The sequence below is a fragment of the Actinoplanes sp. CA-030573 genome, assembly GCF_050951115.1.
Taxonomy (GTDB): Bacteria; Actinomycetota; Actinomycetes; order Mycobacteriales; family Micromonosporaceae; genus Actinoplanes.
This window is the reverse complement of the sequence record NZ_CP192038.1, coordinates 245,985-262,250: the sequence shown is the minus strand read 5'-3', so window position 1 is coordinate 262,250 and position 16,266 is coordinate 245,985. Positions and strand designations below refer to the sequence as shown.

Sequence of the window (16,266 nt, the reverse complement as noted above, 5' to 3'; positions counted from 1 at the left end):
CTACATCCCGCCCGCGTTCGCGTACGAGTGGAAGCCGCTGAAGAACAGGTTCACGCCGAACAGGTTCATCAGCATCGTCGCGAAGCCGAGCAGCGCGATCCACGTGGCGACGGTCCGCTTCACGCTGGGCGTGGCCCGGGCGTGCAGGTAACCGGCGTAGACGATCCAGGAGATGAACGCCCAGACCTCCTTGGGGTCCCACCCCCAGTAGCGGCCCCAGGAGGCCTCCGCCCAGATCGGCCCGGCGATCAGCGCGCCGAAGGTGAACAGCGGGAACGCGAACGCGTGCAGGCGGAAGGTGAGCCGCTCGAGCACGGTCGCCTCCGGGGTGTTCCGGCCGAGCGAGTACGGGAAGCGGCGCTTGCCCTTGTCGTACCCGTCGCGGATCAGGAACATCGCGGCCGGCACCGCGCCGATCAGGAAGATGCCCGACCCGATGATCACCGTCGAGACGTGGATGACGAACCAGTACGAGTGCAGGGCCGGCACCAGCGGGCCGACCGGCGTGTACGCGATCATGCCGGCCGCGCCGAGCATGAGCACCAGTGCGAGCGTCACGAACAGCCCGATGTGCCGCACGGCCGGGCGCCGCAGCAGCACGCCGACCCAGACCGCCGAGCCGACGAAGGTGGCGGACAGGATGTACTCGTACATGTTGCCCCAGGGCATGCGGTCGGCGGCGATGCCGCGGGTGACCAGCGTGCCCAGGTGCAGCAGCAGGGCGAGCAGGTTGAGGCCGACCGCGATCCGCCCGATGACCTCCGCGCGCCGGTCGGGAGCGACGGCGACCGGCTCGACCGGCGGCTCCCCGCCGGAACCGGGGACCGGCGGCTCCTCGTCGGAAGCGGAGACCGGGGCGCCCGCGCCGACCAGCTGACGTGCCGGGCGGACGGCCGCCCGCCCGATGCGGCTCTTCGAGCCGAACGCGTACTCCGCCGCGTACAGCACCATCGCCGCCAGATAGGCGAGCACGGTGACCGCCATCAGCTGGTTCGACAACTCCGCCATCAGGATTTCCCTTCCTCGGCGGCCTTCACCAACGCCGCGAACTCGTCGGCGAAACCGGGATAGTCGGTGCGCGGGAGACCACCGGCCGTCAACAACGTACCGCCGGACGACCCTGCCGAAGCGGGCAGGGCTCGGAACCAGACGCGGCGGCGGTGCCCGAACAGCGAGAGCGTCAGCCCGATCAGGCCGAGCGCCGCGCCGATCAGCACCAGGGTCTGTGTCGGGTCGTAGCGGATCGACAGCGTCGCGTACGGCCGGGTGCCCAGGAACTCGAGCTTGGTGCCGTCGTCCAGGGTCCAGCTGTCGCCGACCTTCAGCTCGTGCGGCCGGGCCCCGCTCACGTTCTTGAGGTCGCCGGTCGCGATCTGTCCCTGGTCGAGCGAGTAGACCGAACCGGGCGTGCCGACGTCGAGCCCGAGGTCGCCGCGGTAGGCGGTCAGGAACAGCGCCGGCGCGTTCTCGGCCGGGAACGTCGAGGTCGCGCCGGTGCCGACGGTGGGCAGGTATCGGCCCTCGAAGCCCATCTGGAGCGCCGGGTCCCGCTTGTCGGTCTTGGGGTCGATGTTGACGTCCGGGAACTGGGCCACGCCCTCGCTGGTGAACATGCCATCGACCGGCAGGAACGGCACGGTCTTGGTCTGGCTGGCGCCGAACCGGTCGGTGTAGCGCATGGTCACCGCGTAGCCGTGGCCGATCAGGTGCACGTTGGCGCCGTGCAGCCGCAGCGGGTCGTTGACGGTGAACTTGCGGACCTTGTCGGGCCCGTCGTCCTCGGACACCGACACCGTGGCCGAGAACGTCTTCGGCTGGCCGGTGCTCTGGTATCTGACGTCGAACCGGTCCAGGGTGAGGCAGAAGTTCGGCAGGTCGGCGGCGTCGACGCGGGGCCCGAGCGTGGAGTCGTCGTACTGCGCGAGGGTGTCGCAGAAGCCCTGATCGGCGCCGGCCACCAGGATGCGGTTGCCGTGCCAGCCGTACCAGTGCCCGAAGCCCACCCCGATCAGCACCGCGAGCAGGGCGAAGTGGAAGAGCAGGTTGCCGGTCTCCTTGAGGTAGCCCTTCTCGGCCGAGACGGTCCAGCCGGCCTCCTGCTCCCGCAGCTTCGTCCGGAAGCGGTGCTTGCGCAGCACCCGCGCGACGCGAGCGGCCGTCTCCTCGGGCGCGGGAGAGATCGAGGTGGAGAACGACAGCGGCAGCCGCTCGAACCGCCGCGGGGCCTCCGGCGGCGCCTGCCGCAAGGCCCGGGCGTGGTCGCGCAGGCGGGGCAGCACGCAGCCGATCAGCGACGTGAACAGGAGCAGGTAGATCGAGGCGAACCAGGGCGAGCCGTACACCTCGAAGCCGCCGAGGCGCTCCAGCCAGGGTGAGAGCTTCGGGTGGGCGGCGTAGTACTCGGTCACCCGCTGGGAGTCGACCGCGCGCTGGGGGAAGACGGACCCCGGAATCGCGGCCACCGCGAGCAGGAAGAGCAGGACCAGCGCCGTACGCATGCTGGTCAGCTGTCGCCACGAGTTGCGCAGGAGAGCCCACAGCCGGTGGAGCCGCTTCGGCGGAGGCGCGGCGGGCGGCGCGGGACGTTCCTCGACCACGGTCACAGCAGCGTCTCCTGCCCGAAGTCGAAGGTGGTCAGCAGCCACACCAGGAAGTGGTTCCAGCCGCCGGTGACCAGCGCGACGCCGACCAGGATGAGCAGCACCCCGCCGATCCGGGTCACCCAGCGGCTGTTGCGGCGGATCGCCCGGAAGACCCCGAGCAGGCGCCGGAAGAACAAACCGAAGATCACAAACGGCAGACCGAGGCCGAGGCTGTACGCGAGGGACAGCGTCACCGCGCGGCTGGTCTGACCGCTCGTGGTCGCCAGCGCCGCGACCACCGTGAGCGTCGGTCCCGTGCACGGCAACCAGGAAAGCGCGAAGATCGCCCCGAAGACCGGCGCGCCGACCAGCCCGGCCGCCGGCAGCCGGCTGATCCGCACCTCGCGCTGCAGTCCCGGGATCCAGCCCAGATAGCCGAAGCCGAGCACGATGACCAGCACGCCGAGGACCACGTTGAGCAGGTCCTGGTGCGACTTGAGGGCGAAGCCGATGTTCGCCACCAGGGTCAGCAGCAGGGTGAAGACGATCGAGAAGCCGAGCACGAAGAGGCTGGTGCCGGCCAGGACGCGGCCGTTGACCCGGGTCTTGACAGCGACCGAGCCCTCGCCGGCCGGTTCTTCTGCGTCCAGATCCGAGCCCGCCAGCCCGGTCACGTACGAGAGGTAGCCGGGTACCAGCGGCAGCACGCACGGCGACAGAATGCTGACCAGGCCCGCGATCGCCGCGACACCGATGGCCAGCAGCAGCGGGCCGGTGCCGGCGATCGACGCGAACTCGTGGCCCATCAGCCCGTGGCCTCCGATGCCACCTTCTCCACCAACGGCTGCAACTCAGTGTGCGTCGTGGCGGCCCGCAGCGCGACCGCGATCCGGCCCTGCCGGTCGAGGATCAGCGTCTGCGGGGTGCTGGTCTGGGTGACGTCGAACTTCAGCGCCACCTTGCCGCTGAAGTCGTAGATGCTCGGGTACGTGACCCGGCCGCGCTCGAACGCCTTGGCCGCGTCCTTGTCGTCCCGGGAGTTGACCCCGACGAACGAGACGCCCTTGGCCTTGGTCGCCTGGTAGGTCGTCTCCAGGTCGTCGGCCTCGGCCCGGCACGGCGCGCACCACGAGCCCCAAAAGTTGACGACCACGACCTTGCCCTTGTCCTGGGCGATGTCGTAGGTGCCGCCGTCGAGCAGGTCGCCGGTCACGTCCTTGACCTGCGGCCGCTGGTCGGGCGCGCACTCGACCACGGTGCCGGTGGTGGTGCACTTCTTGGCCCAGTTCTCGCCGCCGCAGGCCGCCAGGGCGGGCACCGCGAGGGCGGCGACGGCCAGGACTGCGGCGAGGCGGCGCATGGTCAAGCTCCCTTGGCGGTCTTGGCGGAGGCGGACAGGGCGACCAGGTGGGCGGCCGGCTCCGAGTAGTCGATGCCGACGATCGTCGGGCCCTCGAACCGGAACGAGGTGAGACTGGCCAAGCCGCACTGACGCCGGCGGGGGTCGTGCCAGAGGCGCTTCTTCTCGACGTACCGCCGAAGTGTCCAGATCGGCAGCTGATGCGAGACGCAGACCGCCTCGTGGCCCTCGGCCGCCACCCGGGCCGCCTGCAGCGCCGCGAACATGCGCTGGGCGATCACCAGGTACGCCTCGCCCCAGGAGGGGGTGATCGGGTCGCGCAGCACCCACCAGTGCCGGGGGTTGGAGAACGCGCCGTCGCCGACCGAGACCCGCTTGCCCTCGAAGTAGTTGCTGCTCTCGATCAGGCGCACGTCGGCGGCGACGTCGAGCTTGAACTCGGCGGCGATCGGGGCGGCCGTCTCCTGCGCGCGCTCGAGCGGGCTCGCCACCACGTAAGTCACGTCGCGCGCCGCCAGCGTCTCGGCCGCGGCCTTGGCCATCTGCACGCCGAGCTCGGACAGATGGAAGTCGGGCAGCCGGCCGTACAGGACCTTGCCCGGGTTGTAGACCTCGCCATGCCGCAGCACATGCACCGTGGTCTTGGTCGCCTCGCTCATCGTGCGTCCCCCGCCGTCGTGGCCGCGGCTGCCCGCGCCGCGTGCGGAAGCGCCGCGGCGATCTGCTCGAGCGCCGCGTCGTTCAGCGCCGTCGAGACGAACCACGACTCGAACGCGCTCGGCGGCAGGTAGACGCCCCGGCTGAGCATGGCGTGGAAGAAGGCCTTGAACGCGGCGGCGTCCTGCGTCTTCGCCGAGTCGTAGTCGACGACCTCGTTCTCGGTGAAGAAGATCGAGAACATGTTTCCGGCGTACGAGAGGCGGTGCGCCACCCCGGCCTGGTTGAGCGCGTCGGAGGCGAGCGCGCCGACCGTGGCCGACAGCTCGTCGAGCCGCTTGTAGGCCGCGTCGTCGGCCAGCCGCAACGAGGCCAGGCCGGCCGCGCAGGCCAGCGGGTTACCGGAGAGGGTGCCGGCCTGGTAGACCGGGCCGGCCGGGGCCAGCCGCGACATGATCTCGCGACGCCCGCCGAACGCGGCCGCGGGCAGGCCGCCGCCCATGACCTTGCCGAAGGTGAACAGGTCGGCGTCGACCGGGTCGAGCCCGGCCCAGCCGCCGGCCGAGACCCGGAAGCCGGTCATCACCTCGTCGACGACGAGCAGCGCGCCGTGCCGGTGGGCGATCTCGGCCAGGCGCTGGTTGAAGCCGTCGCGCGGGGCGACCACGCCCATGTTGCCGGCCGCCGCCTCGGTGATCACCGCCGCGATTTCATTTTGGGAGAACGCCGCCTCGACCGCCGCGACGTCGTTGTAGGGCAGCACGATCGTCTCAGCGGTGGCCGCGCCGGTGACGCCGGGCGAGTCGGGCAGCCCGAGCGTGGCGACGCCGGAGCCGGCCGCGGCCAGCAGCGCGTCGACGTGCCCGTGATAGCAGCCGGCGAATTTGATCACCTTGGCCCGCCCGGTGTAGCCCCGGGCCAGCCGGATCGCCGTCATGGTCGCCTCGGTGCCCGAGTTGACCAGCCGCACCTCCTCGACCGGGGTGCGCCGGACGATCTCCTCGGCCAGGTCGACCTCGCCCGCCGTCGGCGTGCCGAAGCTCGTGCCGCGGGCGGCCGCCTCCTGCACCGCGGCCACTATCTCGGGGTGCGCGTGCCCGTGGATCAGCGGCCCCCACGAGCAGACCAGATCGACGTAGCGCCGGCCGTCGGCGTCGGTCAGCCACGGGCCCGTACCGCTCGCCATGAATCGGGGCGTGCCGCCGACCGCTCGGAACGCACGCACGGGTGAATTGACCCCGCCCGGCACGATGGCACTGGCGCGGTCGAAAAGGGCCTGGGAGACCGGGGCGTCCTCCGGGTAGGGGAGGCCCTCGGCGCGGTATGAGGTGGTCACAGCGGCTCCCATTGTGTCAGCGGCCGGGGCGTGCCGTCTCAAGAGGGTTGTTCACGTCGCGCGTGCGTCACACCAGCTTGTCCGGAACGACCCGATACGAACGTGCCCAACGGGCAGATCCACCCCATGGACGATAGGCTGACCGGGTGGAGCGGCCGGAGTTGTCCATCGCCATCGAGCAAGCTCCCGACGAGGTCGTCCTGCACCTCGCCGGGGAAATAGACGTGCTCACGGTGGCCAACCTCTCCGCCATCGTCAATGAGACGCTGGCCGATCCGCCGGCCCGCATCGTGCTCGACATGGCCGGGGTCACCTTCTGCGACTCCCAGGGACTCGGCACGCTGGTGGTGCTCAGCCGCAAGGCCCAGCACGCCCGTACGGTGCTCGCGCTGACCAACGTCGGCGAGTTCCTGATGCGCGTGCTCGACATCACCGGCCTCCGCAGCGCCCTGATGATCAGCTCCGTTTCCTGAGATCCGCGCCCTTGCGTTGACACCGGCGTCAAGGCCTAGCGTCGGGACATGCTGATCGGTGAGCTGGCCTCCCGGGCCGGGACGAGCACGCGGACCCTGCGCTACTACGAGGAGCAGGGTCTCGTACGCCCGACGCGGGATTCGCACGGCTACCGGCAGTACGACGAGGCGGAGTTGCGCGTCGTCCACGAGATCCGGGCGCTGCTCGCGAACGGGTTCGGCATGGACGACATCAAGCCCTTCGTCGCGTGCTTGCGCGCCACCGGGTCCGGCCACGTCTGTCCCGACTCGGTCGCGGTGCTGCGCCGGAAGCTGGCCGAGGTGGACGGCTACCTGGCGCAGCTCACCGACGTCCGGCGGCGGCTGCACGAGCAGTTGACCCAGGCCGTCGAACACCGGGAGTCCCGATGCCCCTGATCACCGTCACCGACGAGAGCTTCGCCTCGCTGGTCCTCGCCGCCGAGCTGCCCGTCGTGCTCGACTTCTGGGCCGAGTGGTGCCCGCCGTGCCGCCCGATGGCCCAGGCGCTGACCGAGCTGGCGCCCGAGTTCGAGGGAAGGCTCCTGATCGGCAAGCTCAACGCGGACGAGAACCCGTCGACGACGCGCGCGTACCGCGTGATGTCGATGCCTACGTTGGTGTTCTTTACGGGGGGTGTGCAGACGGGGGCGTTGGTGGGTTCTCGGCCGAAGTCGGTGTTGCGGGCGGCTTTGAGCAACGCCGTCGCGCCGTACGTGAACAGGTAGGTCGGGGGGCGCTCCGATCGGTCGGGCCGCCCGTCGTGGGGGCCGCTCAGCGCTCCAGTCCGCCGACAGTCGAGCCGTGCCCCTCACCGAGCCGTGCCCGCCGCCGAGCCCCTGCCCGCTGCTGAGCCCCGCCGCCGCTGAGCCACGCGCCGCGCCGCCGAGCCCCTGCCCGCTGCTGAGCCCCGCCGCCGCTGAGCCACGCGCCGCGCCGCCGAGCCCCTGCCCGCTGCTGAGCCCCGCCGCCGCTGAGCCACGCGCCGCGCCGCCGAGCCCCTGCCCGCTGCTGAGCCCCGCCGCCGCTGAGCCACGCGCCGCGCCGCCGAGCCCCTGCCCGCCGCCGCTAAGCCACGCCCGCCGCTGAGCCCGCCCCGCCGCTGAGCCCCGCCCGCCGTTGAGGCCGCCCGCCGCGGAGCCCGCCCTCCCAGGGGGAAGCCCCCGATGCCATTGTGGCGGAATTTCGAAGGCGAGGCGGGTGGGCGCGGCCAAGCTGTGGATAATCCCGCCGATGTGGAAAACACGCAAAGATCGGCGAAATATGCTCCAACCGTCGCCGGCGATCTGCGGCACGGTAAGCAATGAAGAGTTTCTGCGCGTAGGACGCTCGAACTCTTCATCGCTTACGGGCAGAGCAGAAACGAACGCAACGGCAGCCCGATGGTTGAAGAGTTTGGGCTCAACGGGTGCGCGCAGTCTTCAACCTTCGTGGCGACGGTCGCGGGCGAAGAGACAAACGCTCCAAACCGACGCGGTCCGCCAATGCGGAACGCACGAAGATCGGAGACGGGCTCCAGCCCGCAGAGTAGGGGCACGACGGGCAATGATGAGCTTCTCCCCCGTGGGACGGGGCGAACTCTTCACCGCCTACGAGCAGAGCAGAAACGAACGCAACGGCAGCCCGATGGTTGAAGAGTTTGGGCTCAACGGGTGCGCGCAGTCTTCAACCTTCGTCGCGACGGTCGCGGGCAAAGCTACAAACGCTCCAAACCGACGCGGTCCGCCAATGTGGAACGCACGAAGATCGCAGACGGCCTCCAGCCCGCAGGTGGGACACGACGGGCAATGATGAGTTTCTCCCCCGTGGGACGGGGCGAACTCTTCACCGCCTACGAGCAGAGCGAGCAGAGCAGAAACGAACGCCAAGGCAGGAATTCGCAGCGACGAGAACGCGCGTCGACCGACGGACGCGAGACGCGTCGACGGCGCCGCGAAACGGGACGCTGGGCGTTGTGGCGAGCCGCGTCCTGGAGCCGCTGACGGCACGTCCGGGCGTCGGCCGCGAACTGCCCAAGAGCGCTAGGAGCCGACGGCCCGCCGGCGGACGGCCGCTGTGGCCGGCGCTAATTGCTGCCCCAGCGCGCCTTCTCCAGCAAGGCCAAAGCCTCGGCCGCGGCGTCCTCCCCATTCGCGCGCAGGACGCGGGCGGCCTCGTCGACCGTCTCGGTCAAGCGCTGCCACTGGGACTCGCGCTCGCGCGTCGCGTCGGCCTGGGCCTTCAGCTGCTGCGTCTTTGTCCACAGCTCGACGAAGATGGAGACCTTGGCCCGCAGCACCCACGGGTCGAAGGGCTTGGTCAGGTAGTCGACCGCGCCGACCGCGTAGCCGCGCAGGGCCAGCTGCGCGTCACGGTCGGCGGCGGTCAGGAACAGGATGGGTACGTGCCGGGTGCGCTCCCGCCGCTTGATGTGGCTGGCCGTCTCGAAACCGTCCATGTTGGGCATCTGCGCGTCCAGCAGGATGACCGCGAAGTCGTCGGTGAGCAGCTGCTTCAGGGCGGCCTCACCGCTCTCGACGGCGACCGGCGTCACCGGCAGGCCCTGGAGGATCGCCTCCAGGGCGAGCAGGTTGTCCTTACGGTCGTCGACCAGAAGGGCCTTGGCACGTTCCGCCACATCTAGTCCTTTCCCCGAAGAGGCCGGGTCAGCCGCGCTCCGGTTCGGTGGTCTTGTCGGCGTTCACCCAGCGCGCCATCAGCTCGATCAGCTCGTCCAGGTCGACCGGCTTCGTGATGTAGTCACTGGCGCCGGCGGCGAGGGCGGACTCCCGGTCACCGGGCATCGCCTTCGCGGTAAGGAAGACTACCGGTAGGTCGCGGAAGCGCTGATTGCGACGGATGCCGCGGGTCGTCTCATATCCGTCCTGGTCGGGCATCATGGCGTCCATCAGCACGATGTCGACCTCGGGGTGCTCGGCCAGCAGCCGTACGCCGTCGACGCCGTTGTCGGAGTAGAGCACGTTCAGCCCGTGCATCTCGAGCGCGCTGGTCAGGGCGAAGACGTTGCGCACGTCGTCGTCGACGATCAGCACGGTCGCGCCGTCCAGCTGGCGGCCGGCGGGGCTGATGTGGTTCTCCCGCTCCTGGTGGCTGATCACCGGCGGCAGGTCGAGCAGCGGCAGGTCGACCGACTGGGCCGGCCGTACGACCACCGTCGTCGACGGCTCCGAGGGCAACGCCAGGGCCGGCGCCGTGTCGGGCGTGAGCGCGTCCGGCACGTACAGCGTGAAGGTCGAGCCCTCGCCGGGCAGCGACGACACCACGATCGTGCCGCCGAGCAGCGCCGCGAACTCCCGGCTGATCGAGAGGCCGAGGCCGGTACCGCCGTACTTGCGGGTGGTCGTGCCGTCGGCCTGCTGGAACGGCTCGAAGATGATCGCCAGTTTCTCGTCCGAGATGCCGATGCCGGTGTCCGAGACCGCGAACGCCACCACCTGCCCGGCCGCGGCCAGCGCCGGGATGTCGAAGTCGGTGCTGGGCGGCGCCGCGAAGATGCTCAGCGTCACCGAGCCCGAGTCGGTGAACTTGACCGCGTTCGACAGCAGGTTGCGCAGGATCTGCTGGAGCCGCTGACCGTCGGTGACGATCGAGGCCGGCAGGTCGGGCGCCACCTCGACCCGGAACTCGAGCCCCTTCTCCTCGGCCTGCGGGATGAACGCCTGCTCGACGTAGCCCCGGACGCCGGCGAAGTCGATCTGGTCGACCTCGACGTCCATCCGGCCCGCCTCGATCTTGGCGAGGTCGAGGATGTCGTCGATCAGGGACAGCAGGTCGGAGCCGGCACTGTGGATGGTGCGGGCGAACTCGATTTGCTTCTCGGTCAGGTTCTGCTCGCTGTTGTCGGCGAGCAGGCGCGCCAGCAGCAGCAGCGAGTTCAGCGGCGTACGCAGCTCATGGCTCATGTTGGCCAGGAACTCGGACTTGTAGGCGCTCGCCCGGGACAGCTGCTGCGCCTTCTCCTCCAGCCCGCGCCGGGCCTGCTCGATCTCCCGGTTCTTGGTCTCGATGTTGGCCTTCTGCTCGCTGAGCAGCTGCGCCTTGTCCTCCAGCTCGGCGTTGGTGCGCTGCAGCTCGGCCGACTGGTCCTGCATCTCGCGGGCCAGCCGCTGCGACTGGGACAGCAGCTCCTCGGTGCGCCGGTTGGCCTGGATGGTGTTGAGGGCGACGCCGATCGTGGCCACCAGCCGCTCGAGGAAGGTCAGGTGCAGCCCGGAGAACGCCGCGACCGAGGCGAACTCGATCACGCCGAGCATCTCGCCCTCGAACAGCACCGGGAGCACGACCAGGTCGTTCGGCGGCATCGACATGAGACCCGAGCGCATGGTCAGGATGCCGTCGTGGGTCGCGCGGACCCGGATCGTACGGCGGGAGACCGCCGCCTGACCCACCAGGCCTTCCCCCGGACCGAACGTCACCTCGTGGTTGCGCGCGACGTAGCCGTAGGAGGCGGCCAGCCGCAGGCGCATCACCGCCTGCTCGTTGTCGACCAGGAAGAACGCGCCGAGCTGGGCGTCGACCAGCGGCGTCACCTCGGTCATGATCATGCGGCAGACCTCGCCGAGGTCGCGCTGCCCCTGCAGCAGGCCGCCGATGCGGGCCAGGTTGGAGTCGAGCCAGCCCTGCTCGGCGTTGGCCTTGGTGGTCTCGCGCAGGGTGACGATCATCTGGTTGATGTTGTCCTTGAGCTCGGCGACCTCACCCTGGGCCTCGACCGCGATGCTCTGGGTCAGGTCGCCGCGGGTCACGGCCGTGGACACCTCGGCGATCGCCCGGAGCTGGATCGTCAGGGTCGAGGCGAGCTGGTTCACGTTGTCGGTGAGGTCCTGCCACGTACCGGAGACGCCCTTGACCTGCGCCTGACCGCCCAGCTTGCCTTCGACGCCGACCTCGCGCCCGACGCGGGTGACCTCGGTGGCGAAGCTGGAGAGCTGGTCGACCATCGTGTTGACGGTGTCCTTGAGCTCGAGGATCTCGCCGCGGGCGTCGACCGTGATCTTCTGCGACAGGTCACCCTTCGCCACCGCGGTGGTCACCGAGGCGATGTTGCGCACCTGGGCGGTCAGGTTGGACGCCATGTAGTTGACGTTGTCGGTCAGGTCACGCCAGGTGCCGGCCACGCCGCGCACCTGCGCCTGGCCGCCGAGCTTGCCCTCCGAGCCGACCTCACGGGCCACGCGGGTGACCTCGTCGGCGAACGACGACAGCTGGTCGACCATCGTGTTCACGGTGTTCTTCAGCTCGAGGATCTCGCCCTGGGCGTCGACCGTGATCTTCTGCGAGAGGTCACCCTTGGCCACCGCGGTCGAGACCTGGGCGATGTTGCGCACCTGGGCGGTCAGGTTCGACGCCATCGAGTTGACGTTGTCGGTCAGGTCGCGCCAGGTGCCGGCCACGCCACGCACCTGCGCCTGGCCGCCGAGCTTGCCCTCGGTGCCGACCTCGCGGGCCACCCGGGTGACCTCGTCGGCGAACGACGACAGCTGGTCGACCATCGTGTTGACCGTGGTCTTGAGCTCGAGGATCTCGCCGCGGGCGTCGACCGTGATCTTCTGCGACAGGTCACCCTTGGCCACGGCGGTGGTGACCGAGGAGATGTTCCGCACCTGGCTCGTCAGGTTCGATGCCATGTAGTTCACGTTGTCGGTGAGGTCGCGCCAGGTGCCGGAGACGCCCTTGACCTGGGCCTGGCCGCCGAGCTTGCCCTCCGAGCCGACCTCGCGGGCCACGCGCGTGACCTCGTCGGCGAACGACGACAGCTGGTCGACCATCGTGTTCACGGTGTTCTTCAGCTCGGCGATCTCGCCGCGGGCGTCGACCGTGATCTTCTGCGACAGGTCGCCCTTGGCCACCGCCGTGGAGACCTGGGCGATGTTGCGGACCTGGTCGGTGAGGTTGTTGGCGAGCTGGTTCACGTTCTCGGTGAGGTCCCGCCACGTACCGGAGACGCCGCGGACCTGGGCCTGACCGCCGAGCTTGCCCTCGGTGCCCACGTCGCGGGCGACCCGGGTGACCTCGTCGGCGAACGACGACAGCTGGTCCACCATCGTGTTCACGGTGTCCTTCAGCTCCAGGATCTCGCCCTGCGCGGCCACCGTGATCTTCTGCGACAGGTCACCCTTGGCCACCGCGGTCGAGACCTGGGCGATGTTGCGCACCTGGCTCGTCAAGTTGGTCGCCATCGAGTTCACCGAGTCGGTGAGGTCCTTCCAGGTGCCGGCCACGTTCGGCACGTCGGCCTGGCCGCCGAGCTTGCCCTCGGTGCCGACCTCGCGGGCTACCCGGGTCACCTGCTCGGCGAACAGGCGCAGGGTGTCGGTGAGCCCGTTCATGGTGTCGGCCAGCTCGGCGACCTCGCCGCGGGCCGACACGGTGATCTTCTGCGACAGGTCGCCGCGGGCCACCGCCGTCGCGACCTGCGAGATCGAGCGCACCTGGTGGGTCAGGTTCGACGCCATCAGGTTCACCGAGTCGGTCAGGTCCTTCCAGGTGCCGGCCACGCCGCGTACGTCCGCCTGGCCGCCCAGCTCGCCCTCGGTGCCCACCTCGCGGGCCACCCGGGTCACCTCGTCGGCGAACGACGAGAGCTGGTCGACCATGGTGTTCACCGTGCGGCCGATGCGCAGGAATTCACCCCGAAGAGGCCGCCCGTCCATCTCCAGCGCCATGTGCTGGGAGAGGTCGCCTTCGGCCACCGCCACGATGACCCGGGAGATCTCGGTGGTGGGCCGCCCGAGATCGTCGATCAGCGAGTTCACCGACCGGACGCTGTCCGCCCACGCGCCGTCCAGGCCCTCGTCGTCGAGACGCTCGGTGAGCCGGCCGTCACGCCCGACTATCCGGCTGATCCGGCGCAGGTCGAGGTTCTGCCGCTCCTGGAGCGAGACGACCTCGTTGAACGCGTCGGCGACCTCACCGGCCGCGCCACCCCGGCGGGGCAACCGAACCTTGAGATCGCCGCGGCGTACTCGCCGCAAAGCCTCGGCGAGCTCGCCGAGCAGGGCGGCCTCGTCGGGGGCTTCTTTTGTCGCAGTCATGCCGTCCTCATCCTGTCCAACGGCGGTGGGCCCCTTATCCTCTCTCGCCCGACCGGGTCAATGCGAGAGACGACTTTGTACATCCCCCCATCAACAGGAGAGGATGCATGGCGTGTCAGTCTCGGATATCCCGGCGGGCGGCCTCGTCCGGCGGGTCCGGCTGCCCAACGACCGTCGTACGCCGGCCGCCGCCCGCGCGCTGGTCCGCTCGGTTCTCGAGGAGGCCGGGCTCGACGCGCTGCTCAACGAGGCGCTGCTGCTCACCACCGAGCTCTCCACCAACGCCGTGGTGCACGCCAACACCGAGCTCGACATCGAGGTCAGCGCCGATCACACCGGGCTGACGGTCACCGTCACCGACTTCGCGCCGGGCCCGGTCGAGCAGCTCGCGGTCGGCCCCCGCAACGAGAGCGTGGACATCGGCGAGGTCGCCGAGCGCGGCCGCGGCCTGCTGCTGGTCGACCACTTCGCCAGCCGCTGGGGCACCGTGCACGAGGGCACCGGCAAGGGCGTCTGGTTCCGGCTCGAGGGCCGCGCGGCGCCCGAGCCGACCAGCGCCGTGGTCCCGGCCGCGAACGTGACCGAGGCCGGCATCCCGAGCGTCGGCGCCCTGACCACGCTGCTGCAGATCAATCCGGGGCGGCAGACCGACGAGGCGCTCGCCGAGTTCGCGGCCGACCTGCTGGCCCGGCTCGCCCGGCTGACCGGCGCGGCCGGCGGCGTGGTGCGGCTCGACCGCGGCGACGGCGCCGGCCGGCAGCTGCTGGCCCGGCACGGCCGCCAGCCCCGCGACGACGCCGACACGATCCGGGTGCCGCTCGCCGTGCACCGGCCCTACTCGGGCGAGCTCGAGCTCGACGCGGCACCCACCGGCTACGCCCAGCCGCTGGCGACGATCGTGGCCGAGCGCTTCTCGCTGCACCTGGAGAACGACCGGCTCCGCCGGGCCGACCTGCGCCGGCAGACCTGGCTGACGTTCCTGGCCGAGGCCAGTGAGCTGCTCGCCCAGTCGCTCGACGTGAACCTGACGATGGCCCTGATCCCGCAGCTGGTGGTGCCGCGGCTGGGCCAGTGGTGCGCGGTGCACACCACCGACGCGTGGGGCCGGCTGCAGCTGGCCGCGGCCACGCACGCCGACGAGGGCGCGCTCGCCCAGCTGCACGAGACGCTGGCCGAGGCCGGGCCCGACTCGGTGCACGCCCGGCTCGAGGAGGCGTCCCGGCTCGGCACCCAGGTCATGTTCGGGCCGCCGTCCGAGGGCTTCGCCGTCCCGCTGGTGGCCCGCGGCGCCCGGCTGGGCACGCTCGCCATCGGCAAGCACGCCCGGCACCGGCACGACGCCGACGAGGTCGCGGTGCTGGAGGACGTCGCCCGGCGCGCGGCCCTGGCCATCGACAACGCGCGCATTCACGACGAGCGGCGCAAGGTGGCTCGTACGCTCCAGGCGTCCCTGTTGCCCCCGGCGCTGCCGCACGTCGACGGCGTCGGGTTCGCCGCCGAGTACGTCCCGACCGGCTCCGAGGTGGGCGGCGACTTCTACGACGTGGTCCCGGCCGGCGACGACCGCTGGCTCGTGGTGGTCGGCGACGTCTCCGGCAAGGGTGTCCAGGCGGCGACCGTGACCGGGCTGGTCCGCGACGTGATCCGCATCCTGGTCGACGACGGCAAGCCGATGACCGAGATCCTCTGCCGGGTCAACCGGACCCTGGTGCAGCGCGGCGGCGGCCGGTACTGCACGCTCGCGATGGCCTCGGTGCGGCGCGAGCCGGACGGCACGCTGGTGGTCTGCCTCCACCTGGCCGGGCACGACCGGGCGGTGCTGGTGCGCGGCGACGGCAAGACGTCGTTCGTGGGCGAGGGCGGCACCGCGCTCGGCCTGCTCGAGACGATCTCCTCGCCCGACGCCGAGGTGCGGCTGCAGCCCGGCGACTCGCTGATCTTCTACACTGACGGCGTCACCGAACGGCGGCGCGGCCGCGAGCTGTTCGGCACCGCCCGGCTGCGGGAGGCGGCGGGCCCGCTGGCCGGCTATCCGGCCGACGTGATGGCGGCCCGGCTGCGCTCCATCACGATCAACTTCTCGGTCGAGGAGCCGCGCGACGACATCGCGATCCTGGTGCTCCGCAACGACGCCGTTTAAGCGCCGATTTCGCCGCTTAAGCCCGCAAGATCGTGGCATGGTGGGTCACATGGCGAAAACTCAGTACTACACGGCGACGAGCATCGACGGTTATATCGCCGACGAGAACAATTCGCTCGACTGGCTCTTCGACGTCGACGGCGGCGCCGAGAACCCGTTCGGCGGCTTCTTCGCCGGGGTGGGCGCGTTCGCCATGGGCGCCAACACGTACGAGTGGGTGCTGCGCAACGACGACGTGCTGAACAACCCGCAGAACTGGCACGACCTGTACGGCGAGGTGCCGTGCTGGGTCTTCGCCAACCGGGAGCTGCCCCTGGTGCCCGACGCCAACGTCTTCATGGTCAGCGGCGACGTCCAGCGCGTGCACGAGGCGATGCTGGTGGCGGCCAAGGGCAAGAACGTCTGGCTGGTCGGCGGCGGCGACTTGGTCGGCCAGTTCGTCGACCACGGCCTGCTCGACGAGATCATCCTCGGCATCGCCCCGGTGCTGCTCGGCCGCGGCGCTCCCCTGCTGCCGCGTCACCTGAGCGCCCGTGAGCTGATCCTCACCGGGTCGGCGCAGGTGGGTCGCTTCGCCTACCTCACCTACGCCGTGGGCAACACCCCGCTCCCGGAGCGCCATCCGTCAGCGGCGGGCCGCCGTCCGGAGCCGGCCCGCCGCTGACG

Annotated in this window: 13 protein-coding genes; 5 read left to right on the top strand and 8 right to left on the bottom strand. The window is 70.6% G+C overall.

Annotated elements, in window-relative coordinates:
• From ccsB to hemL, 6 genes are read right to left on the bottom strand one after another with little or no spacing between them, the layout of a single operon-like run.
• On the bottom strand, positions 1 to 1,008 hold the full coding sequence (ccsB, locus tag ACQP2F_RS01220) for a c-type cytochrome biogenesis protein CcsB (protein WP_433299841.1): 1,008 nt from the start codon (positions 1,006 to 1,008) through the stop codon (positions 1 to 3).
• Complete coding sequence (gene resB / locus ACQP2F_RS01215) at positions 1,008 to 2,603, bottom strand: cytochrome c biogenesis protein ResB (protein WP_433299840.1); 1,596 nt, start codon at positions 2,601 to 2,603, stop codon at positions 1,008 to 1,010. Before resB ends, ccsB begins: the two co-directional genes overlap by 1 nt.
• Positions 2,600 to 3,388: a cytochrome c biogenesis CcdA family protein gene (locus ACQP2F_RS01210; protein ID WP_433299839.1), complete on the bottom strand. Its 789-nt coding sequence runs from the start codon at positions 3,386 to 3,388 to the stop codon at positions 2,600 to 2,602. Before ACQP2F_RS01210 ends, resB begins: the two co-directional genes overlap by 4 nt.
• Positions 3,388 to 3,942: a TlpA family protein disulfide reductase gene (locus tag ACQP2F_RS01205; RefSeq protein WP_433299838.1), complete on the bottom strand. Its 555-nt coding sequence runs from the start codon at positions 3,940 to 3,942 to the stop codon at positions 3,388 to 3,390. The genes ACQP2F_RS01210 and ACQP2F_RS01205 overlap by 1 nt, the downstream gene beginning before the upstream one ends.
• Positions 3,943 to 3,944: 2 nt before the next feature.
• A complete protein-coding gene (locus ACQP2F_RS01200; protein WP_433299837.1) occupies positions 3,945 to 4,601 on the bottom strand; it encodes a histidine phosphatase family protein in 657 nt (218 codons plus the stop codon).
• Positions 4,598 to 5,947 carry a glutamate-1-semialdehyde 2,1-aminomutase gene (gene hemL, locus ACQP2F_RS01195; protein ID WP_433299836.1) on the bottom strand — a complete coding sequence of 450 codons (1,350 nt, stop codon included), beginning with the start codon at positions 5,945 to 5,947 and terminating at the stop codon, positions 4,598 to 4,600. The genes ACQP2F_RS01200 and hemL overlap by 4 nt, the downstream gene beginning before the upstream one ends.
• 134 nt (positions 5,948 to 6,081) lie before the next feature.
• On the opposite strand from hemL, the gene ACQP2F_RS01190 reads away from it, so the two are divergent.
• From ACQP2F_RS01190 to ACQP2F_RS01180, 3 genes are read left to right on the top strand one after another with little or no spacing between them, the layout of a single operon-like run.
• Positions 6,082 to 6,408, top strand: a complete 327-nt coding sequence (locus ACQP2F_RS01190; protein ID WP_433299835.1) for an STAS domain-containing protein — start codon at positions 6,082 to 6,084, stop codon at positions 6,406 to 6,408.
• Positions 6,409 to 6,456: 48 nt separating this feature from the next.
• A complete protein-coding gene (locus ACQP2F_RS01185; protein ID WP_433299834.1) occupies positions 6,457 to 6,825 on the top strand; it encodes a MerR family transcriptional regulator in 369 nt (122 codons plus the stop codon).
• Complete coding sequence (locus ACQP2F_RS01180; protein ID WP_433299833.1) at positions 6,816 to 7,154, top strand: thioredoxin family protein; 339 nt, start codon at positions 6,816 to 6,818, stop codon at positions 7,152 to 7,154. The genes ACQP2F_RS01185 and ACQP2F_RS01180 overlap by 10 nt, the downstream gene beginning before the upstream one ends.
• A gap of 1,337 nt (positions 7,155 to 8,491) precedes the next feature.
• Here ACQP2F_RS01180 and ACQP2F_RS01175 read toward each other — a convergent pair.
• Positions 8,492 to 9,043, bottom strand: a complete 552-nt coding sequence (locus tag ACQP2F_RS01175) for a response regulator (protein ID WP_433299832.1) — start codon at positions 9,041 to 9,043, stop codon at positions 8,492 to 8,494.
• Positions 9,044 to 9,071: 28 nt separating this feature from the next.
• Positions 9,072 to 13,460, bottom strand: a complete 4,389-nt coding sequence (locus ACQP2F_RS01170) for a HAMP domain-containing protein (RefSeq protein ID WP_433299831.1) — start codon at positions 13,458 to 13,460, stop codon at positions 9,072 to 9,074.
• A 112-nt stretch (positions 13,461 to 13,572) separates the two neighbouring features.
• Between ACQP2F_RS01170 and ACQP2F_RS01165 the strand changes: the two genes are divergently transcribed.
• Both ACQP2F_RS01165 and ACQP2F_RS01160 read left to right on the top strand, forming a co-directional pair.
• On the top strand, positions 13,573 to 15,600 hold the full coding sequence (locus ACQP2F_RS01165; RefSeq protein WP_433299830.1) for a SpoIIE family protein phosphatase: 2,028 nt from the start codon (positions 13,573 to 13,575) through the stop codon (positions 15,598 to 15,600).
• Between the two features lie 49 nt (positions 15,601 to 15,649).
• The gene (locus ACQP2F_RS01160) at positions 15,650 to 16,264 is read left to right on the top strand and encodes a dihydrofolate reductase family protein (RefSeq protein ID WP_433299829.1); all 615 of its coding nucleotides are present in this window, start codon (positions 15,650 to 15,652) and stop codon (positions 16,262 to 16,264) included.
• The last annotated feature ends 2 nt before the right edge of the window (positions 16,265 to 16,266 follow it).